This window comes from Microbispora sp. H11081 (assembly GCF_012999535.1).
Lineage (GTDB): Bacteria > Actinomycetota > Actinomycetes > Streptosporangiales > Streptosporangiaceae > Microbispora.
This window is the reverse complement of the sequence record NZ_JABBWV010000014.1, coordinates 159,680-179,646: the sequence shown is the minus strand read 5'-3', so window position 1 is coordinate 179,646 and position 19,967 is coordinate 159,680. Positions and strand designations below refer to the sequence as shown.

20 protein-coding genes and 1 pseudogene are annotated in these 19,967 nt (G+C 69.9%); 12 read left to right on the top strand and 9 right to left on the bottom strand.

Going from position 1 to position 19,967, the window contains the following annotated elements; all coding sequences use genetic code 11:
- Positions 1–156 precede the first annotated feature (156 nt).
- Positions 157–690 (top strand): WD40 repeat domain-containing protein, encoded by a 534-nt coding sequence (locus HHX31_RS27900; RefSeq protein ID WP_169951726.1) that lies wholly within the window; start codon positions 157–159, stop codon positions 688–690.
- 100 nt (positions 691–790) lie between these two features.
- The gene (locus HHX31_RS27895; protein WP_211590416.1) at positions 791–1,126 is read left to right on the top strand and encodes a hypothetical protein; all 336 of its coding nucleotides are present in this window, start codon (positions 791–793) and stop codon (positions 1,124–1,126) included.
- A gap of 349 nt (positions 1,127–1,475) precedes the next feature.
- Here HHX31_RS27895 and HHX31_RS27890 read toward each other — a convergent pair whose 3' ends face one another.
- Positions 1,476–1,664 (bottom strand): hypothetical protein, encoded by a 189-nt coding sequence (locus tag HHX31_RS27890; protein ID WP_169951450.1) that lies wholly within the window; start codon positions 1,662–1,664, stop codon positions 1,476–1,478.
- A 27-nt stretch (positions 1,665–1,691) separates the two neighbouring features.
- On the opposite strand from HHX31_RS27890, the gene HHX31_RS27885 reads away from it, so the two are divergent.
- On the top strand, positions 1,692–2,234 hold the full coding sequence (locus HHX31_RS27885; protein ID WP_169951724.1) for a CGNR zinc finger domain-containing protein: 543 nt from the start codon (positions 1,692–1,694) through the stop codon (positions 2,232–2,234).
- Positions 2,235–2,275: 41 nt separating this feature from the next.
- Here the strand turns inward: HHX31_RS27885 and HHX31_RS27880 are convergent.
- The 3 genes and pseudogenes from HHX31_RS27880 to HHX31_RS27870 form a co-directional block, all read right to left on the bottom strand.
- Positions 2,276–2,674, bottom strand: a pseudogene (locus HHX31_RS27880) (transposase); the annotation flags it as partial.
- A gap of 355 nt (positions 2,675–3,029) precedes the next feature.
- The gene (locus tag HHX31_RS27875; protein WP_249346746.1) at positions 3,030–3,977 is read right to left on the bottom strand and encodes an NADP-dependent oxidoreductase; all 948 of its coding nucleotides are present in this window, start codon (positions 3,975–3,977) and stop codon (positions 3,030–3,032) included.
- A gap of 182 nt (positions 3,978–4,159) precedes the next feature.
- Positions 4,160–4,825: a TetR/AcrR family transcriptional regulator gene (locus HHX31_RS27870; protein WP_169951722.1), complete on the bottom strand. Its 666-nt coding sequence runs from the start codon at positions 4,823–4,825 to the stop codon at positions 4,160–4,162.
- 106 nt (positions 4,826–4,931) lie between these two features.
- Here HHX31_RS27870 and HHX31_RS27865 point away from each other — a divergent pair, with 106 nt between their 5' ends.
- On the top strand, positions 4,932–5,852 hold the full coding sequence (locus HHX31_RS27865) for an SDR family NAD(P)-dependent oxidoreductase (protein WP_169951720.1): 921 nt from the start codon (positions 4,932–4,934) through the stop codon (positions 5,850–5,852).
- A gap of 6 nt (positions 5,853–5,858) precedes the next feature.
- On the opposite strand, the gene HHX31_RS27860 is transcribed toward HHX31_RS27865, so the two are convergent.
- A complete protein-coding gene (locus HHX31_RS27860) occupies positions 5,859–6,599 on the bottom strand; it encodes a TetR/AcrR family transcriptional regulator (protein WP_211590414.1) in 741 nt (246 codons plus the stop codon).
- 99 nt (positions 6,600–6,698) lie between these two features.
- Between HHX31_RS27860 and HHX31_RS27855 the strand changes: the two genes are divergently transcribed.
- Positions 6,699–7,418 (top strand): DUF2306 domain-containing protein, encoded by a 720-nt coding sequence (locus tag HHX31_RS27855; protein WP_211590413.1) that lies wholly within the window; start codon positions 6,699–6,701, stop codon positions 7,416–7,418.
- A gap of 49 nt (positions 7,419–7,467) precedes the next feature.
- Here the strand turns inward: HHX31_RS27855 and HHX31_RS27850 are convergent, their stop codons facing one another.
- A complete protein-coding gene (locus HHX31_RS27850; RefSeq protein ID WP_169951718.1) occupies positions 7,468–7,866 on the bottom strand; it encodes a glyoxalase/bleomycin resistance/extradiol dioxygenase family protein in 399 nt (132 codons plus the stop codon).
- A gap of 92 nt (positions 7,867–7,958) precedes the next feature.
- Here HHX31_RS27850 and HHX31_RS27845 point away from each other — a divergent pair, with 92 nt between their 5' ends.
- Positions 7,959–8,975 (top strand): YafY family protein, encoded by a 1,017-nt coding sequence (locus HHX31_RS27845; RefSeq protein WP_169951716.1) that lies wholly within the window; start codon positions 7,959–7,961, stop codon positions 8,973–8,975.
- Positions 8,976–9,082: 107 nt separating this feature from the next.
- On the opposite strand, the gene HHX31_RS27840 is transcribed toward HHX31_RS27845, so the two are convergent.
- Positions 9,083–10,513 (bottom strand): serine/threonine-protein kinase, encoded by a 1,431-nt coding sequence (locus HHX31_RS27840; RefSeq protein ID WP_169951713.1) that lies wholly within the window; start codon positions 10,511–10,513, stop codon positions 9,083–9,085.
- Between the two features lie 106 nt (positions 10,514–10,619).
- Positions 10,620–11,681, bottom strand: coding sequence for a LacI family DNA-binding transcriptional regulator (locus HHX31_RS27835; RefSeq protein WP_169951711.1), 1,062 nt, complete (start codon positions 11,679–11,681; stop codon positions 10,620–10,622).
- Between the two features lie 142 nt (positions 11,682–11,823).
- Here HHX31_RS27835 and HHX31_RS27830 point away from each other — a divergent pair, with 142 nt between their 5' ends.
- The 6 genes from HHX31_RS27830 to HHX31_RS27805 all read left to right on the top strand — a co-directional run bounded on the left by HHX31_RS27830 (position 11,824) and on the right by HHX31_RS27805 (position 18,216).
- Positions 11,824–13,179: an ABC transporter substrate-binding protein gene (locus HHX31_RS27830; RefSeq protein ID WP_211590412.1), complete on the top strand. Its 1,356-nt coding sequence runs from the start codon at positions 11,824–11,826 to the stop codon at positions 13,177–13,179.
- A gap of 138 nt (positions 13,180–13,317) precedes the next feature.
- A complete protein-coding gene (locus HHX31_RS27825) occupies positions 13,318–14,154 on the top strand; it encodes a carbohydrate ABC transporter permease (protein ID WP_211590411.1) in 837 nt (278 codons plus the stop codon).
- Positions 14,151–14,975: a carbohydrate ABC transporter permease gene (locus HHX31_RS27820; protein WP_169951707.1), complete on the top strand. Its 825-nt coding sequence runs from the start codon at positions 14,151–14,153 to the stop codon at positions 14,973–14,975. The genes HHX31_RS27825 and HHX31_RS27820 overlap by 4 nt, the downstream gene beginning before the upstream one ends.
- Before the next feature lie 5 nt (positions 14,976–14,980).
- A complete protein-coding gene (locus HHX31_RS27815; RefSeq protein WP_169951706.1) occupies positions 14,981–15,898 on the top strand; it encodes an ROK family protein in 918 nt (305 codons plus the stop codon).
- Between the two features lie 159 nt (positions 15,899–16,057).
- On the top strand, positions 16,058–17,218 hold the full coding sequence (locus HHX31_RS27810) for a glycoside hydrolase family 68 protein (RefSeq protein ID WP_169951704.1): 1,161 nt from the start codon (positions 16,058–16,060) through the stop codon (positions 17,216–17,218).
- A gap of 2 nt (positions 17,219–17,220) precedes the next feature.
- The gene (locus tag HHX31_RS27805) at positions 17,221–18,216 is read left to right on the top strand and encodes an alpha/beta hydrolase (RefSeq protein WP_169951761.1); all 996 of its coding nucleotides are present in this window, start codon (positions 17,221–17,223) and stop codon (positions 18,214–18,216) included.
- A 51-nt stretch (positions 18,217–18,267) separates the two neighbouring features.
- Here the strand turns inward: HHX31_RS27805 and HHX31_RS27800 are convergent, their stop codons facing one another.
- On the bottom strand, positions 18,268–19,566 hold the full coding sequence (locus HHX31_RS27800) for a cellulose binding domain-containing protein (protein ID WP_169951702.1): 1,299 nt from the start codon (positions 19,564–19,566) through the stop codon (positions 18,268–18,270).
- Positions 19,567–19,967 lie beyond the last annotated feature (401 nt).

Sequence of the window (19,967 nt, the reverse complement as noted above, 5' to 3'; positions counted from 1 at the left end):
CATGGACGATCGACGGCCTCGGGCGCTCAGCCAGCATCGTGCTCACAGTTCGTTGAGATCCTTACTCGCCCTCGTCACTCAAATGCACTCTAGCCACATCTGTCTCAACAAACCTTGGCAGAGAGGGCGGTACGCATCTGGGACTTTCCTTCGGGAGTGCTGCTGCACGATCTCGCCGTCGCAAACGGCCCGGTCGGACAGCTGGCCCTCATCAGACTCGCCGGCCGGCCGGTCGCGGTGACCTTCAGCGCCACCCGCGCCCGGCTTTGGGACGTCGGCGCGGGAAAACGGATGGCATCGTTCCGCATCGCGAAGACCGAGCACTCGGCCCGGGTGGAGATCGCCTTGTTCGACTGCACGACGGTCGCGATCGTGGCCACAGGCAGGACCGTGGAACTCTACGATCTCGCCACGGGAAAGCAGGTCGAGCGTCCGTTGCTCGGCCACTCCAAGCAGGTGAGCAACATCGCCTTCGGACGGGTCGCTGGTGTCCCGATCGCTGTCACCTACTCGCCACAGGACAGGAGCATGCGGGTCTGGGACCTCACGACCAGCCGGCAGGTCGGGACGCTTCAGCGTTCTTCCCGCTACCTGGGCTCTCTGTCGATGAGCTACGTCGACGGCCGCGCTGTGCTTGTCGGCGGCGGTCACGAAGCGCTGTGGACCTGGGATCTGGGGCCTGCCGCGTAATGCAGGAAGACCGTCCCGTGATCATCGGAGCGTCGTCGATGCCGTAACGAGCGCCACGTCCTACCGGTCGGCGAGGCGACGCCACCGGCGAGACCCTCGCGTGGACGCCGGGTTCGCCGCTGCCCTCTTCGTGCGGGCCGCCTCGCCAGAGCGGCTCCCGCCCCTCGCCGATGGTGAGGTCTACGCCGAGGCCACGGCCAGGGTTCGCGCCGTCGGCAAGGGGCGTCCGGAGGTGGTGCAGCTTGGGCAGATCATCGAACGCCTGGGCGCGCTGGCCGCTCACATCCGCGTGGAGCAACCGCCTCCCAGGGGGCCGGTGCCCGATTGGCTTGCGGATCGCTTGATCTCCACCGTCGGTATGTCTCGCGAGGACGTGGCCGCCTCGACTTCGCAGGCGGTCGACGTCTGGGCTGACTTCCGCTCCAGCCCACGCTAGCCGCGAATTATTGCCCGAAGAGAACTGCTACAGCCAGCAATATCTCTTCAAGGTGCCCAACGGCTACTGCGGCATCGGCGGCACCAACGTCAAGCTGGGTGACCCGTCCGAGTGGGCCGCTTGCCAGACGGGCTTGATCCCGACCGAGGAGTGGTTTCACGGTGCTCCGCTGTCCGGCTCGCGCCCGGCTCCTGGGTGCGAGCCGTCCTGCTGTCCGGACATCAGCCACTGGCTGCAACTCGGTGAGGCCGTACAAGCAGCGCGGCCATGTTGGGGCCGCTCATGCCGTCCCCCCGCCGACCAGCCTTGGGATGTCGTTGAGCGGTACCCGGTTGAAAGAATGCGCCGGTCAGCGGTGTGCCCGGCCGGACGGTGCGCTCCGCCGGGCGCTCCACGTCACCACCGCCGCGGTGGGCGGGTTAAGGGCCCCGCACAGCACCCGCCAGGAGCCGCAGTGGCAGGTCTGGTAGCGCACCAGCCCCTCGCTGGTGTGGTGGTGGGAGCGGGTGTGCCAGTCATGTCCGTCGTGGTCGTTCATGGGTCAATAGCGTGCTGTAATGGCATTGTGCATCTCAACCCTTACGGGGCGGACGTGGTCCTTCTGATGGCGGACCTGGCCAACTTCCCGCCCGCATCCCTCGACGACCTGGTGAAACGGTGCGCGGACGCCGGCCTCGTCATCGACCGCTCCCCGGAGGAGGCAGACCTCGCCGTGGCGCTCAACCTGATCGAGCAGTGGTGTGAGATCGTCGATACCTGCGACGAGCGCGCACGGGTCGCGCTGCTCAACGACCTGCTGGCCACCTCGGCGGGGTATCCTCGCGTCACTGACCACGCCGGAACCGGTTGGCACCTGCACTATCGCGACGCGGGCCTGTCGCTCGGCGGCATGCTGCGCGCGCTGGTCGCGGTGGGCACCGCCCTGCATCTGACGGGGCGCGGCATGTCGCGGCTGGCGCGCTGCGCGCGCGATGGCTGCGGGCTGGTTTACGCGGACGTCTCGCGGAGCGGCCGGCAACGCTACTGCTCGCCGCGCTGTGCCAACCGGGACGCGGTGCGGCGGCACCGGGCCCTGCACGCTCCTCCTGCTCCGGCGAATCGACGGTGAACTCTGCGGGAGCAATCGTCAAGACTTGTGGATCACGAGTGTCAAGCGGCTGCCGGTGAGGGCTGATCGTCGGGACGTTCGACGAGCTTGCCGTTGATGAAGGTCGCCCCGGCGCGGACCAGGGCGACGAGATGGGGAGCGTTGACCGCGCGCCAGCGGGCATGGGCCGACTCGATCAGTTTGAAGGCCATGGCCAGCCCGGCCGCCCGGGCCCCGGGACCTTTGGTGACCTTGGTGCGGTGCCGCACGGTGGCGAACGTCGACTCGATCGGGTTGGTCGTGCGCAGATGCACCCAGTGCTCGGCGGGGAAGTCGTAGAACGCCAGCAGTTCCTCAAGGTCGTCGACGACCTTGGCCACGGCCTTGCCGTACTTGGCGCCCTAAGCGGCCTGGAACACCGTCACCGCGGCCAGGGCGTGGTCCTTGTCGGCCCTGTTGAATGCCGCGACGAGGGTCCCGTGTCGCAAGGATCACGGTGATCGCTCCGTCGGACTCCTCGTGGTGAGGATAGTGAGGTACCGGTCATGGTGGACGCCGAGGTCTGCCGACCCTCCTAGCGCGCCGACGAGCGCGGCGAGACGCCGTGGAAGCGCGGGCGCGTCGAGGGGCTCCTCGATGTCTTCCCAGCCCTCGTTGTCCAAGTCAATGCTGCCAAGTGCAGGCGCCGACGTGCCCGCAGCCAGTGAGAAGTCACAGAGCGCGGTGAGGGAGAACTTATTGCCTGTTCGTACGAGCCGCCTCGCCAAAGCGGCTCCCGCCTCTCAGATCCGCGGAGCAGGATCGAAGAAGCCCGATCTACACAGTGAGCACGATCTTGCCAGTGGTGCGCCCCGTCTCGCCTCGCTCGTGGGCCTTGGCCGCCTCTTCCAGTGGCAGTACCGTGTCGATCTCGGCGCGCAGCCGGCCCGTCTCGACCAGCGCGGCGATCGCCCTCATACCGGCGTAGTCCGGCTCCACGAGCATGGACTCCGCGCGGATGCCCAGTTCCTCGGCCTGGGCGTTGAGCCCTTCGGCCATGTTGGACAGCACAAGCGACACAATGACGCCGCCTTCGCGCAGGGTGCGCAGTGAACGCGGTCCGTAGTCGCCGCCCATGGTGTCGATCACCACGTCGACGTCTCCGACCGCCTCGGCGAAGTCCACGTTCCGGTAGTCGATGAGCTCGTCTGCCCCGAGGCCGCGCAGAAACTCGTGCTTGGCCGCGCTTGCCGTACCGATGACGTGAGCGCCCCGGGCCTTGGCCACCTGCACCGCGAGATGGCCCACTCCGCCCGCGGCGGCGTGGATGAGCACCCGCTGCCCGGCCTTCACTCCCGCGATGTCCACCAGCGCCTGCCACGCGGTCAGCGCGGCCAGGGGGAGCGCGGCCGCCTGCACATGGTCGATCTTCCCGGGCTTGCGGGCGAACGTGCGGGCGGGTGCGGTCACGTACTCGGCGAACGCGCCGTGGCCGTACGGGTAGCGCAGCATGCCGAACACCTCGTCACCCGGCTTGTAGAGAGCTGTCCCGATTCCGACAGACTCGACGACACCGGAGACGTCCCACCCGAGGATGAACGGCGGCTGTCCCAGCAAGCCACCCGTGGCGCGATGCTTCCAGTCCGTCGGGTTGACCCCGGCCGCATGCACCCGCACCAGCACCTCGGTCGGGCCCGGCGTGGGCCGCTCCACCTCTATCTCCTTCAGCACCTCGGGGCCACCCAGGACGTCCTGGCTGATCGCACGCATCTTCGTCGTAGTCATGACGACAAGCATTTCAGCCACCTGGCGGCATCGGAAAGTGGACAGACGATCAATATGCGAAAGGGTCGGCCAGTCGCGTGCGCTCACCTCCCGGGCCTTCGCCCAGCGGCTACTGCGACAGCGGGGGCACCAACGTCAAGCTAAATGACTCGTCTGAGTGGGCCTGTCCAGTGCAAGGCAGGTCAGCGGCGGGGTAGCACGCCCAGGAGGGTTGCGGTCAGGGCCAGCTTCAAGGAGTCCTTCAGCTCCAAGTGGAAGCGGGCGAGGTCGGGCTCGGCCTGGTAGGCCGCCTGCAGGCTGGGTGGGGGTGTGCTGTACGCCGACAGCGCGCCGGCCATGACCATGGTTTGCAGGCTGAACAGCGTTGCGTTCTCGCCCAGCTCCGGCAGGTAGTTCTGGATCAGGGCGGACATGGTTGTCAGGCGGTCCAGGGAGGCGCGCTTGTAGCGTGCTACGACCTCGACGGAGACGTTGTGTTCAAGGACGCTGCCCTGTGCGCCGAAGAGATCGCACAGCACCATTCGGCTGGAGAGCGAGCGGCTGAGGATTTCTGCAACCGCTGTCGCCCGCTCGGCCATGGGCAGGTCTTCGTCGATGCCGGCGGCCAGTTCACCCGCCAGTTCCGTCAGCCACTCCTGCAGGAAGCGGTCCAGCAGTTCCAGCAGCACCGCCTCGCGAGACTCGAAGTAGCGCAGCACGTTCGGCTTCGCCAGGCCTACCCGGCGGCTGAGCTCGTTCAGGGTGACCGCGGCCACGGGCATCTCGTGGAGCATCGCCGACGCCATGTCGAGGATCGCCCGCCGGCGGATCTCTCGCTGCTCTTCGGTTCGCGCCCGCTGGAAGCTCACGGTCGCCAGCCTAACTTAAGTACCTCCGGTACGTTGACAACGTACCGGAGGTACCTTAGCGTCAAAGGCGGAAGATACCTTCGGTACGTTAGATGGGAGCCCGGGCATGGGCGGTAAGTGGACGACGGCGAACATTCCGGATCAGCGCGGGCGGGTGGCCGTGGTGACCGGGGCCAACACCGGACTGGGGTACGAGACCGCCAAGGCGCTCGCCGAGCACGGGGCGTCCGTGATCCTCGCCGTGCGCAACGTCGAGAAGGGCGAGCAGGCCGCGGCCCGCATGACCGGTGACGTGACCGTGCAGGCGCTGGACCTGACCTCGCTCGGCTCCGTCGAGGCCGCGGCGGCGGCGCTGCGGTCCCGGCTCGACCGCATCGACCTGCTGATCAACAACGCCGGCGTGATGTACACCCCGAAGCAGACCACCCGTGACGGCTTCGAAATGCAGTTCGGCACCAACCACCTCGGCCACTTCGCGCTCACCGGGCTGCTGCTGGACCTGATGCTGCCGGTGCCCGGCTCGCGGGTGGTGACGGTCAGCAGCACCGGCCATCGCATCCGGGCCGCGATCCACTTCGACGACCTGCAATGGGAGCGGTCGTACAGCCGGGTCGCCGCCTATGGACAGTCCAAGCTGGCCAACCTGATGTTCACGTACGAGCTGCAGCGCCGGCTCGCCACGCACGGCACCACCGTCGCGGTGGCCGCGCACCCCGGCATTTCCAGCACCGAGCTCGCCCGCAACGCCCCCGCGGCCTTCCGGCTACCGCTCACCTGGTTCGCGCCGCTGATCACCCAGACGCCGGCGATGGGCGCGTTGCCGACCCTGCGCGCCGCCACCGATCCCGCCGTGCTCGGCGGCCAGTACTACGGTCCCGGCGGACGCTTCGAGGTCATGGGCCACCCCCGGCTGGTCACCTCCAGCCCGGAGTCGTACGAGGCAGCCGTCCAGCAGCGGTTGTGGGCCGTCTCCGAAGACCTCACCGGGGTGAAGTTTCCCATCGTCCAGTTCAAGCAGAACGGCTGACCCGGCTCAGGCCCGGGCGGCGCGTTCGATCGCCACTCCCACGCCGTTGAGCAGGTGGTCAAGGCCGGCGCGGAAGTCGTCGTCCGGAGCGGTCTCCGGGCGGGGGGTGAACACCCCGGCCTCGACGGCGCGGGCCAGTGCCGGGAACCGGGCGGGGTCGGCGAGCTCGGCGAGCAGGGCGGCGTACGTCTCGTCGGCCCTTTCCTCTCGTTCGGCGGGGATGGACGTCAGGAGCTGGGCGGCGCCGCGCACGTAGTGCAGCACCAGCATGACCACGGAGAACCGGGCCCGCGGGTCCAGCGGTGTGCCGCCGAGGGAGCGCAGCGCGGCGTCCAGCCAGGCGAGCTGGCCGGGGTCCATCGGCGGGGAGTTCGCCAGCTGGGCGATCCACGGATGCCGCAGGTAGACGTCGAACAGTTCGACGGCCCATCGGGTGAGTGAGCCGCGCCAGTCGGCCGGCGCCGTGTCGAACTCCGGCGGCGGGCCGGGTGCGGCGGCCAGCATGAACAGGTGCAGGTCGTCCTTGCCGGCCACGTGCCGGTACAGCGACATGGGCGCGCAGCCGAGCCGTTCGGCGAGCCGGGCCATGGACAGCGCGGCCAGGCCCTCCTCGTCGGCGAGGGCGATGGCCGCCGCCACGATCCGCTCCAGGCTGAGCGCGGGCGTGCGTCCCCGTCCCTTCGGCTTGGCCCGTCCCCACAGCACGTTCAGCGCGTGCGGCAGCTCGTTCCCGATGTCGTCCGGCATTCCAGTGAGCCTACCAGTTTGCGTATAGCCTACGCTTTGCGTATATGATACGCATTAGCGTATGGGATACGCATTCTCCACCGTCCTCTTGGAGCCGTCATGCACATGATGATCGACAGTCCTCCGCCGGTGTCGGCCCGCCGGCGTCCGTGGTGGCGGCGCCGCTGGACGGTGCCGCTCGGCCTGGTCACGGCCGGGTTCCTCGCGTTCTCGTTGCCGCCGTACCTGACCGGGGACCCGTCGCTGTCCCGGGTGCCGCAGCCACAGGGGTTCGGCCTGCACTACCCGCTGCTCGTGGCGCACGTGCTGTTCGCCTCGATCGCCATGGTCACCGCGTTCTTCCAGGTATGGCCGTGGTTCCGGCGGCGGCACCCGGTGGGGCACCGGCGCGCCGGGCGGGTCTACGTGTTCGCCGGGGTGCTGCCTGCCGGGCTGACCGGCCTGGTCATCGGGGCGCGTTCCCCGTTCGGGCTGTTCCTCGCGGTCAGCGACGTGCTCCTCGCCCTGCTGTGGCTCGCCTTCACCGTGGCGGGCTGGCGTGCCGCCCGCGCCCGCCGGTTCGCCGACCACCGGCGCTGGATGCTGCGCAGCGCCGTGCTGACCTACTCCATCATCACCAACCGGGTGTGGACTGGGATGCTGATCATCCTCCTGCCCCCGCTGCAGGACACCGTCTTCCGCGGCGACCCCGACCTGATGACGTGGACGATCTCCGGCCTGTCCGGCTGGCTCGGCTGGACGATCCCGCTGCTGGCCGTGGAGTGGTACCTGGAGCGCGAGGTGGCCCGCCGCGGCCGCCGCACCGCCCCCGCGACCTGATCCCGGAGGGCGGTCTCATCGCGGAGCCCCGCCGGCCCCTGCCGCATCGTCAGCGCGCGAACTTCTCGCGGGCGGCTGGGGTGACGGGGGTGAAGAAGTTGACGAGGTTGCCGTCGGGGTCGCGCAACAGGAGTGAGCGGTTGCCCCAGGGCATCGTGGTGGGCTCGTTGACGAACTCCCCGACGAAGCCGGACAGATTCCGATGCACCCCGTCCACGTCGTCGACGAGGAACTCGATGATCACAGTGCGGTTGTCGGCCGGCCGGGCAGCGCCAGGCGCGATGAGCGAGACGGTCCTGGTGCTGCCGATCGCCAGGGTCCCGGAGGTGGTTCTGAGCTCGGCGAATTCCTCGCTGTATCGGGTGGCGCGTACTTCCGTGGCTCGCTCGTAGAAGTCGACGAGGCGTGCGACGTCGTCCGTGATGATGCGTATCGATACGAAGTCCATGGTGGTCTCCCTGCTTATGGGCTGTGCTCCGAGCGCAGGCTAGGACGAATACCGGACAGAAACCGCCCAGTATCTCCACTAACTTGTACGTCGTGGCTCGACCTACTCACCGCGTGCTCACGCTGTTGGAGCTCCTGCAGTCGGGCGGCACCCGGACGATGGCCGAGCTCGCCGACCGGCTCGGCGTCGACGAGCGCACCGTACGGCGGTACGTGGACCACCTGGTCGACCTCGACGTACCCGTCGAGTCGGTGCGCGGCCGCTACGGCGGGTACCGGCTCGCCCCCGGATATCGTGTGCCTCCGCTCATGCTGAGCGACGACGAGGCGCTCGCCGTGCTGCTCGGCCTGGTCGCCGGACGCCGGTCAGGGTTGACGACGACGACGGGCACGGCGAGTGAGACGGCGGCGGCCAAGATCCGGCGGGTCCTGCCCGGGCGGCTCGCCCGCAGGCTCGACACGGTGATCGAGTCCCTCGCCTTCACAGCTCCACCCGGCGAGTTCGTCATCCCGGAGAGCCGGGTCCTGCTCTCCATCGCGGATGCGGTGCGCCATCACCGGCCGATCTCGATCAGGTACACCGCCGCCGACGGCCGGCGCAGCGAACGGACGCTGCATCCGTACGGGCTCGTCGCCCATTCGGGCCGGTGGTACGTCACGGGCGCTGATCCCGGGATCGGTGAGGAGCGGACCTTCCGGCTGGATCGCATCGCGGACGCGAGGACCTTGCCCGGTTCGTTCGAGCCGCCCGCCGGGTTTGATCCGGCGCAGCGCGTTCTGTCGGCCCTCGCCACGGCTCCGTACCGGCACGAAGTGGTCCTGCTCATCCAGGGGACGGTCGAGCAGATCCGTGCCCGGCTTCCCGCCAGCGTCGCGACTGTGGAGGAACCCGCGTCCGCGCGCGACACGGATTGCGGCACCGAGGGCTGGCTTCGCGTCGAGTTGCGAGTGGAGCGGCTCGACTGGTTGCCTCCGGTGCTCGCGTCGCTCGACCGGCCGTTCGTCATCGAGCGACCGGACGAACTCCGCGGCCTTGTCGCCGCGCTGGCTGACCGGCTCGCCGCCTCCGCCCGCAGGACTCCGCCTGCCCCGGGCACAGTCGTCCCGTGAAGCGGAGGGGGTGTGGGGACCGGGGAGGCCGTCCATTGCGGTCGAGATATACCAGCGCCTCGGCCGGTGTCCCGATCACCTCGGCGAGCGCGGCCCGATCGGCTCTGTCAGGCAGCTTCGACGGGCTTGAGCGTGAAGGCGTGGATGCCCTGATGGGTTCCGTCCGCGGACACCTCGAAATTGCCCTGGACCCGGTAGAAGCCATTGGTGTACTGCAGGCCCACCCGCGCCGGCTGCTCGCCCAGAATGGTGACCTGCACGCCCTCGCATTTCAGGGAAGTCGGCTGCTCGCCCGGGTCCAGATTTTCGCGGCATTCCGGCCAGAAGGTGAACAGAGCCATGTCGTTCTTGCCGAACGAGTCGAAGGGCTCGCCGCCGCCGGCATAGGGGGTGATGCCCGCGTCCAGCGGGGCGAAGAAGAGGACCTTCTTGCCCGCGTTGTCCGCCAGGAAATCCATCAGCTTCTGTCCCGCCTGCCCGTTGGCGACGGTCGCCTGATAGGACGGCCGGGACGGCGCGGCCACGGGCGAAAGTGAGGGTGACGCTTGTGGAGGGTCGGCCCTCGCACCGAACCGCCCGACGAGCAGCGATCCGCTGACGAGCACCGCCGCGGCCGCCGCGCCCGCGCCGATGGCCAGTGCCCGTCTCCTCCCGGGGCGTACGGGCTCGGTGCCCGGTGTGGCGGCACCAGACCCCGGCGCCGGGACGGGATCGACGGCGGCCGGGTCCATCGTGAAGCCGGCGGGGTGGTCCGACAGGGCGCGCACCAGCGTGCGTGCGTCGGGGCGGACGTCCGCCCGGGGTGCGAGCGCCGCGGTCAGGAGCTGACGGAACTCGCCTGGGACGCCGTCCAGATCCGCGGCGCCGCGGTAGGCGCGAAGCGCGACCGCCTGCATTCCGCCGGTGCCGAACGCCGGTCGCCCGGTCGCTGCGTACGCGACCGTCGCCCCCCAGGCGAAGACGTCGGCGGGCGGGCCCGCCACCGCCCCCTCCAGCACCTCGGGCGGGATGTAGCCGACCGTGCCGATCGCCGCGCCCTCGTGGGTGAGCCGGGTCGCGTCGTGTTCCCTGGCGATGCCGAAGTCGATGACCACGGGCTCGCCACCGGCCACCATGACGTTGGACGGCTTGAGGTCGCGGTGGACGTGACCGGCGTCGTGGATCGCCACCAGGGCCTCGGCGATGCCGTACGCCATCCGGAGCAGGGCGTCTCCCCTGAGCGGGCCCTCCTCGTCGACGAGACTGTGGAGCGTACGGCCCTGCACGTAGCGGGTGACGATGTACGGCGGGTCGGCCTCCATGTCGGCGTCGACGAGTTCGGCGACCCGGGCGCTGCGGATCCTCCGCATCACCTCGACCTCGCGCCTGAGCCGTTCCCGCATGCCGCTTTCATGGGCGATGCCGGGATGGAGCTGCTTGACCGCGACGGTCCGCCCCTCGGGATCGAGGGCGAGGAAGACCCGGCCCATGCCACCGGTCGCGAGATGCGACTGGGGACTGTACCTGCCGATCTTCTTCGGCGGTTCCTCGTGACGCACTTTCGCGCTCCCGTCCTGACGCCCGGCTCCGTCATGGTGACCCGAAGATCAGAGCGGACGCAAACGGCGCCGAGCGGGCCAGGAGCGTCGGCCGGGCCGGCCGGGCTCACGCGCCGGGCGGCGCGATCGACTCCCGGAGGCGGATGGGCATGGGCACGCGATGCACCTCGCCCTCCTCGCCGTCGTCCTCCCGGTCGCGGCCGATCTCGGTGAACAGCACGTCGACGGCCTTGCGGCCGAGCTCGTAGTGGGGGAGGGCCACCGTCGTCAGCTGGGGCCGCATCCACGCGGCGATGGGGTGGTCGTCGAAGGACACGACGGAGACGTCGGCGGGCACCTTGAGCCCGTAGTCGTCGAGGGCCTGGTAGGCGCCCAGGGCGATCCGGTCGTTGAAGCAGATCAGCGCCTTGGGGCGCTCGTTCCGCAGCAGCGCCCGGGTCGCGGCTAGACCGTACTCCGGCTGCCAGTCGACGCAGACGTGGCCGCTCGCGGGTTTGACCCCCGCCTCGGCGAGCACCTCGCGGATGCCGATGAGCCGTTCGACGGCCGCGACGCTTCCGCCCGCCGGCACGTTGCGCCGTGCGGGACCGGCGCCGATGAGGTGGATGCCCTCGCGGTACCCGGCGTCGAGCAGCGCCCGGGCGGCGATCCGCCCGGCCTCGATCTCGTCGGGGATGACCGAGGGCAGCGGTGACGGCTGTTTGGGGAGCGCGTTGAGCAGTACGGCGGGCGTGGCGGCCAAGCCCTTCGGGACCTTGATCGTCCTGGTGTACATCGAGGCGAAGATGATCCCGTCCACCTGACGGTCGTGCATGGCCTGCAGCAGGAGGCGTTCGAGCTCCGGGTCGCCCTCCGTCTCGCCGATGAACAGCATGAAGCCGCGTTCACGCGCGGCCTCGAGCGCTCCCTTGATCATGTCGCCGGCCAGGCGCGACGTCGCGATGGTGTCGGAAATAAAGCCGATAGTCCGAGTTGTCCCAGTTCGCAGGCCTACGGATACGATGTTTGGCCGATACTGCGACTCGGCCGCGGCTTTGAGCACACGCTGCTCGACGTCCTGGGAGATGCGCAACTCCCGGCCGCGTCCCGACAACACGAGCGACGCGGTGGTCGGCGAGACGCCGGCGATCTTGGCGACGTCGGCCAGTGTGACCCGTCGTCGGCTCACCGAGGGACCTCCTGCGATGTGGGGGTTGACACCCCGCGGCACGTGTGATGAGACTATCGCACTGCTAATCCGATTTAGCAAACCTGAGTCCTGGGGCGTCCGGCGTGTGCCGGCGGGTCCCCGAGTAGTCAAGGAGACGCAGATGTCGCGTCGAACTCGCTGGAACGGGGCCGCGCTCGCGGTCGTGATGGGAGGATCGCTGGCGGCGGGCTGCGGGGCGCCCGGCGGCGACGCTCCCCAGCCGGAGGCCACCAGTGCTTCCGTGGCGGCCGCGCCGACCTGCGGCACGGCGCCGGTCACGCTCAACGCCTACATCGAGACCGGCTTCCCCCTGCCGAAAGAGCTCAGCACCGAGTTCTCCAAGCAGTATCCGAACGTGAAGTGGAACATCCGAGAGGACCAGTTCGCGGTGATCACGCAGAACGCGCCGCGCGTCCTCGCCGACGACCCGCCGGACCTGATGCGGCTCCCGCAGGTGTCGGAGCTGGTGAAGAACAACCTGCTGAAGAACCTCGACGGCTACGCGAAGGCGTTCGGCTGGGACTCCTGGCCCGCCTCCCAGCTGGAGCAGATGCGCCTGGCTCCCGGCGGGAAGACGCGCGGCGAGGGCTCCCTGTACGCCATGGGGCTGAACTTCAGCATGACCGGCGTCTTCTACAACAAGAAGCTCGCCGCCAAGATCGGCATGTCGTCCCCGCCGGCCACCCTGGCCGAGCTGGACGACGCGCTCGCGAAGGCCAAGAGCGCGGGCATCACCCCGATCGCCCAGTTCAACGGCGGGGCGACCGGCGGTCTCGCCTTCCCGCTGCAGGACCTCATGGCCGCGTACGGTCCCCCTGGGCCGATCAACGACTGGATCTACCAGAAGCCGGGCGCCACGATCGACACCCCCTCCAACCTGCAGGCGACGCAGCACCTGGAGAAGTGGATCAAGGCGGGGTACTTCTGGAAGGACGTCAACGCCGTCGACTACGCGACGATGATGAGCCGCTTCATCAAGGGCGACGGCCTGTTCTCGTTCAACGGCGACTGGGAGTCGGGGAACCTCGACAAGCAGATGCCGGGTGACGTGGGCTTCTTCCTGATGCCGCCGGTGCAGCAGGGCGGCAAGCAGGCCGCCATGTCGGCGCCCCTCACCTACGGGATCAGCTCCAGGGCGAAGAACGCCGACTGCGCGGCGTTCTTCCTCAACTGGGTGGCGACCGACCCGAAGGCGCGCGAGATCGGCGTGAAGGTCGGCGGGTCGCACCCGATGGGCCCGGCGGACGGCCCCATGCCGGAGGTCGCGAAGGACACGGTCACCGCGAGCACCCTGGACGCGGGGGCGAAGATCGCCGAGGACAACGGCGCGATGGACTTCATCGCCAACGCCACCGGCGCGATCTACGCCAAGAGCTGGACCCCGCAGTTGCAGAAGCTCGTCGCCGGTCAGCAGACTCCCGAGGAACTGCTGAAGTCGGTGCAGAGCGACTACACGAGCCAGGTCGGGGGGAGCTGAGCGCCGATGACACGGCCGACTCCCGAAAGCGCGGTCGATCCCGACGCGACCCGCCCCGGGCCGGCAGCCGTGACGAGGAAACGGAGCCCCGCCCGCTCGGGGGGGCTCCGTACGCCGAGTTGGGTCGGCTGGCTCTTCGTGGCTCCGGCGCTCGGCTTCTACGCGGTATTCGTACTGCGCCCGATCGCGCTCACCGTCCAGTACTCGATGTACCGGTGGGACGGCATCGGCGCGTCCACGTGGGCGGGGCTGGGCAACTACGTCAAGGTGTTCACCGACCCCGACCTGTTCGCCTCCATCCTCAACGCGATCAAGCTGATCGCCTTCTTCAGCGTGATCCCGGTCGTGCTGGGCCTGGCGATCGCCTCGACGATCCGGCGCATCGCCGAGAGCCGGCTCGCGCTGGTGGCGCGTACGGTCCTGTTCCTGCCGCAGGTCATCCCGCTCGTCGCCGCCGGCATCGCGTGGAGCTGGCTGATGTCGTCCACCGGCCTGGTCAACCAGCTGCTCACGTCCGTCGGGCTCGGCGGCGTGGCACGCGCCTGGCTGGGCGACTTCTCCACGGCCCTGCCGGCGGTCGGGGTGATCGGGGCGTGGGTGCTGCTCGGCCTGTGCACGATCCTCCTCCTGTCCGGCATGAGCAAGATCGACATGTCGCTGTACGAGGCGGCCAGGATGGACGGCGCGGGGCCGATGCGCGAGTTCTTCTCGATCACCGTGCCCAGCCTGCGGCAGGAGATCGGCGTCTGCGTCACGGTGACCGTGATCGCGGCCCTGGCCAGCTTCGACATCGTGTACGTCTCGACTCAGGGCGGGCCGGGGAACGCGACCATGGTCCCCGGGCTGGAGATCTACTACCTGGCGTTCTCCGAGCGGCAGGTGGGCATGGCGTCCGCGCTGGCCGTCGTGCTCATGCTGCTCGTCCTCCTCGTCGCCCTTCCCATCCAGTGGCTCACCAAGGACAGGTCCTCATGATCGTCGGACGCCGGGAGGCGTGGACAGGAAGGCTGCTGCTCGTCCTGCTGATGGCGGTCACGCTGATGCCGTTCGTCAGCCTGTTCTTCACCGCACTGCACCCGTCGGGCAGCTACCCGTCGGGCGTGGAGTGGCCGAGCGACCCGCAGTGGGGCAACTTCGCCAAGGCGTTCCAGGCCGCGCAGATGCTCGAACTGGTGAAGTCGAGCACGCTCATCGTGCTCGGCGTGGTTCCCCTCGCGCTGCTCCTCGGGACGCTGGCCGGTTTCGCCATCGGCCACCTGCGGATGGCGGGACGCAACGTGGTGTTCCTGGTGTTCGTGCTCGGGCTGACGCTGCCGTTCGAGGGCATCATCACGCCGCTGTACTACCAGGTGCGCGACATGGGACTGCTGAACACCAGGTGGGCCATCATCCTGCCGCTCATCGGGCTTTACATGCCGTTCGCGGTGTTCTGGATGCGGGCGCACTTCGTCAACATGCCCGACGCGTTGTCGGAGAGCGCGCGGATCGACGGCGCGAACGTGTGGCAGCTCTTCTGGCGCATCCACGTCCCGCTGGCCATGCCGGCGCTGTCGTCCCTGGCCATCCTGTTGTTCCTGTGGACCTGGAACCAGTTCCTGCTGGCGATCGTCCTCGTCGACGACCCGCTCAAACGGACGATGTCCGGGGCTCTGGGCGCCTTCCAGGGCCAGTGGGGAACCGACATGCCGCTGCTCTGCGCGGGGTCGCTGCTGATCCTGGCCCCCACGCTCGTCATCTTCCTCATCTTCCAGCGCCGTTTCGTCACGGCTCTGCTCCAGGGCTCCTTGAAAGGGTGACGCGCATGGACGCAGCCGTTCCGGTCTACGGCGGGATCGAGGCGGGCGGGACGAAGTGGGTGTGCGCGGTCGCCGACGCCGGGGGAGAGCTCCTCGCGACCGAAGTGATCCCCACGACCACGCCGGAGACGACCATCGGCGCGGCGGTGCGGTTCTTCGAGCGCCATCGGCCGCTCGCCGCGCTCGGCGTCGGCACCTTCGGCCCGGTGGACGTGCGGCCCGCCTCGCCGACGTACGGCCACATATTGGCCACGCCCAAGCCGGGCTGGGCGAACACCGACGTCGTCTCCCCGCTGCGCGCCGCGCTCGGCGTACCCGTCCGCCTGGACACGGACGTCAACGCCGCGGCGCTGGGGGAGTGGCGGCGGGGAGCGGGCGCGGGGCTCGGCTCGCTCGCGTACATGACCGTGGGCACCGGCATCGGCGTCGGAGCGGTGGTGAACGACGGGCTCGTGCACGGGCTTCTGCACGGGCTTCTGCACCCTGAGTTCGGCCACATCCGCGTCCCGCACGACCCCGTCAGGGACCCGTTCGCGGGGAGTTGCCCCTTCCACGGCGACTGCCTCGAAGGGCTCGCCTCCGGTGAGTCGATGCGCCGGCGCTGGGGGCGTCCCGCCGAGCGGCTGGACGACCCGACGGCCTGGGAACTGGAGGCGGAGTACGTCGCGCTCGCCGTCCTCAACCTGACCTACGCGCTGTCGCCCGAGCGGATCGTGGTGGGCGGGGGCGTCGCCAAGCACCCCGCGCTGCTTCCCGCGGTCAGGGAGCGGCTGCTCAGCCTGCTCGCCGGCTACCCGGGGCCGCCCGTGCCCGACGGCCCCGGCGCCATGGACGAGTACGTCATCGCGCCCCGCCTCGGCGACCACGCGGGAGTGGTCGGAGCCGTGGAGCTCGCCCGTACGGCGCGGCCCGCGCCTGCGTGACCCGTTTTCCGGAACGCGTGGGAAACGTCCCGCGCGACTGAGTTGGAGGTTCTTTCTGATGGCTGCTTGGGGGCGGCGAGGCGGTACGCCAGGACCGGGCACCCGGTCCTGCGCGTACGACGCGCTCGCCGGCGGACCACGACGTGACGGGGGGACCGCGTGAACGGCGAGCCCGCGCGCTGGACGCGGCGGCACATCGCCGCGCTGACCGGCGACGCGGCGACGACGGCACCGGTCATCGGCTTTGCCGCGTCGCCGCGCGTGCTGCCCCACGACGACATCTGGGATCTGTGGCCGATCCAGGAGGAGGACGGCTCGACGTCCGTGGTGCGGGGGCGCGAGCTGTGGATGGCGCTGTCCGCGCCCGCGCTCGGTCATCCGGAGGAGCGCCACGACCATGCCCGCCTCCGGCTGCTCGCGAGGGACGGCGACGGCTGGACCGACCTCGGCCACGTCTTCGCCGACGGGGCCTCGCCGGGGAGCCGCGAGTGGTCCGGATCGGCGATCCGCCGGCCGGACGGCACGGTGTCCGTGTACTACACGGCGGCGGGCCGGCGAGGGGAGGAGCGCCCGACGTTCGCCCAGACCGTCATCGAGGCCCGCGCCCGGCTGGTGACCGACGGCGACCGGATCACGCTGGACCAGGCCGCCGAGCACCGGGAGGTGCTCCGCTGGGACGGCGTGACCTACCTGCCGGCCGACGAGATCGAGGGGGGACCCGGGCGGATCAAGGCGTTCCGCGATCCCGGCTGGTTCCGCGACCCCGCCGACGGGCGCGACTACCTGCTGGTCGCGGCGTCCGTCGCCGCGCCCGCCGGCGCGGGCCACGCCTTCATGGGCGCGGTCGCGCTCGCCGCCGCGACACCGGACGGCTGGGCGCTGCGGCCGCCGCTCCTCGTGGCCGACGGGGTCAACCACGAGATCGAACGGCCGCACATCGTGGTGCACGGGTCGTCGTACTACCTCTTCTTCGTCACCCAGCGGCACTCGTTCCACCCGCCGGGAAGCGCGCCCACCGGGCTCTACGGCTTCGTCGCCCCCAGCCTCACCGGGCCGTACACGCCGCTCAACGGCTCTGGGCTCGTGCTGCGCAACCCCCCGGAGGAGCCCGACCAGGCGTACGCCTGGCTGGTCCTGCCCGACCTGCAGGTCGTGAGCTTCCTCAACTACCGGTCCGTCGGAGGGCCCGATCCGTGGACGGCCGGGCCCGCGGAGGCCAGGGACGCGTTCGGCGGGACGATCGCACCGGTTCTCGAACTCAGCCTGCGCGACGCCGCCACCCGCGTGGTCGTCCCCGCGCCGGCGGGGCCGGGACGTTGAGCGTGGCGCGGGGCGCGGCGGCGAAAGCGCTCGGAGTGGCCGCCGGGGCCGCCGCTTTGGCCGCCGTGGCGCGTCGCCATCACACGCTCTCGGCCGTCGCGCCCGACCTCAGGACACCGGCGCTGTGGCTGCCACGCCCGATCACCGGCAGGCCGAGCCTGGCTCTGGCCCGGTGGCTCTCGCGCGGCGGCGTCACGCGGCCGGTCGCGGGGGTGGCGGTCACGCGGCACGAGGTTCCCGGCGGACTGGACGCATTCGTGTACGAGTCACAGGACCGCAGGCGTCCCGGCGGGGCGCTGCTGTGGATCCACGGGGGCGGCACGATCCTCGGCCACCCGGAGAGCGACCACGAACTGTGCAGCCGCATCGCCAGGGACCTGCGGATCCTGGTGGTGAGCGCACGCTATCGGCTCGCTCCCGAGCACCCGTTCCCCGCCGGGTTCGACGACTGCTACGCCACCCTGCGCTGGCTGCACGACGCCGCCCCCACGCTCGGCGTGGACGGTGCGCGCGTCGCCGTGGGGGGATCGAGCGCCGGTGGCGGGCTGGCGGCCTCGGTCGTGCAGAAGGCGCACGACCGCGGGCTTCCTGTGGCGCTCCAACTGCTCGTCTATCCCATGCTGGACGACCGTACGGCCCTGGTGCGCGACCATCGGGGCCGCGGCAGGATCGGATGGACGCCGCGCTCCAACGCGTACGCCTGGGCCCGCTATCTGGGCCACGGGCCGCGCGTCGCGGAGCCCCGCCCCTACGCCGCGGCGGGCCGCAGGGAGGATCTGCGCGGCCTGCCGCCCGCGTGGATCGGCGTCGGCGACCTCGACCTGTTCCACGAGGAGAACCTGCGCTACGCCGAACGGCTCAGGGCGGCCGGCGTGCCGGTCGACCTGGTCGTCGAGCCCCGGATGTACCACGGCGCCGACGTCGGCCGCGACGCGACCGTGCCGTCCATGCGCGCGTTCCGGCAGAGCATGCTCGACGCTCTGGCCGCCGTGAGCTGAGGGGCCCGGGGGTGGTGTCGGCCGGACACCACCCCCGGTGGTTCTCGTCGATCAGACGACGGTGCAGGGGTTTCCGTTGAGGGTGAACGAGGTGGGCTTGGCGGCGTTGCCCGTGTGGGTGGCCTGGAAGCCGATCTCAGTGGTGGATCCGGGCGCCATCGTCGGGTTGTAGCTGACGTTCCGCGCCGTTACCTGGCCGCTGGTGGGCGAGTAGGTGGCGTTCCACCCGTTGGTGATCGTCTGCCCGCTGGGAAGGGTGAAGACGAGCGACCAGCCGTTGATGGTGGACGAGCCGGTGTTGGTGATGGCGATGTTCTGCGTCAGGCCGTTGTTCCACGCGTTGACGGTCGCGGTGACCCGGCAGGCGCCCGATCCGCCGCTGGGCGACGGAGACGGAGACGGGGAAGGCGAGGCGGACGGCGACGCGGACGGGGACGCGGACGGGGACGCGGACGGCGAAGCCGAGGGGGAGGGAGACGGGGACGGAGACTGCGTCGACTGGAACTGGGTGAAGAACCTCCACACCTCGCCCGAGGTCCAGGTCCTGGCGCCGCTGGTCGAGCCGGATCCGTCGTTCGGGGACGGGGTGTGGTCCCCGTCGAACGCGGCCCACACGACCGGGTAGCCGCTCCGGCACCCCGAGTAGGTGGTGGTGATGTGCGTCAGGCTGCCCCGCGCGGGCTCCTGGGGGGACATGGGGGTGCAGCCGTTGTTCGAGACGAACCTGTCCCGCAGTTGCCGGCCCATGGAGATGTTGAGCACCGAGTCGTAGGTGCCGTGGATCCCCATGTACGCGACCGGCTGGGTGCCGCCGTTGCACCCGCTGAGCTGCGCGCCGGAGTAGACCGCGACCGCACGGAAGACCGTCGGCCTGGCGCACGCGACGGCGAAGCTCATCGAGCCGCCGTAGCTCCACCCCATGGCGAAGCGCTGCGTGGTGTCGACGCACAGGTCGTTCTCGACGAGTCGCAGCACGTCGTCGGTGAAGGTGAGGTCCTCACCGTTGGAGTTGCCCCAGCCGTTGTTGATGCCCTGGGGTGCGATGAAGATCGTGCTGTTGTTCGAGAGCTGCTTGAGGCCGTAGTAGGCCCAGACGGATCCGTCCGATCCGCCGGAGTCGACGATCTGGGCGGTGCCGTTCAGCCAGTGGTACGCGAAGATCAACCGGTAGGGACGGTTGTTGTCGTAGTTGTCGGGAATCCGCAGGATCCAGCTGCGGTTCTTGCCGCTGGTCGTGATCGTCTGCGAACCGCTTCTCAGTGTCGGGGTCTTGCCGCACCCGCCGGTCGCCGCGGCGACGGCGCTGGCCGAGGACGACCCGCTCGCGCCGAGGCTGTCGCTCAGCGCCATGTGTCCCGTCCCCAGAACGAGAAGCGCGGCGGCCGCCACTGCGGCGAAAATGGATTTCTGTCTCAACTTCACGCAACTCCCTTTGCCGTTCGAAAATCGACGTGTGTCGACAGGGAAGCCATTCGGGTGTTCCTTCGCCCCGTGGAAGCGTCCGCGGTCGGCATGTCCACGCCGGTCGAGCGGCCGTTCCGGGCGAGTTCGAACGCTAAGTGAGCCCACCGTCAGTCGATCCGGAGCGGCGCGGCGACCGGTCGTCGCGCTCAGCCCTTTCCTGCAGAAGAGCAAGGCGAGTTCAGATGCCCGTTGGCGTCAGCATGGCGCTTGCCGTGTTGTCTCCCCGGCGGGTCCGATGGGGGACGGAGCGAGTTCCGTCCGCCGTGGAGACGACGCGTTGTTACCGC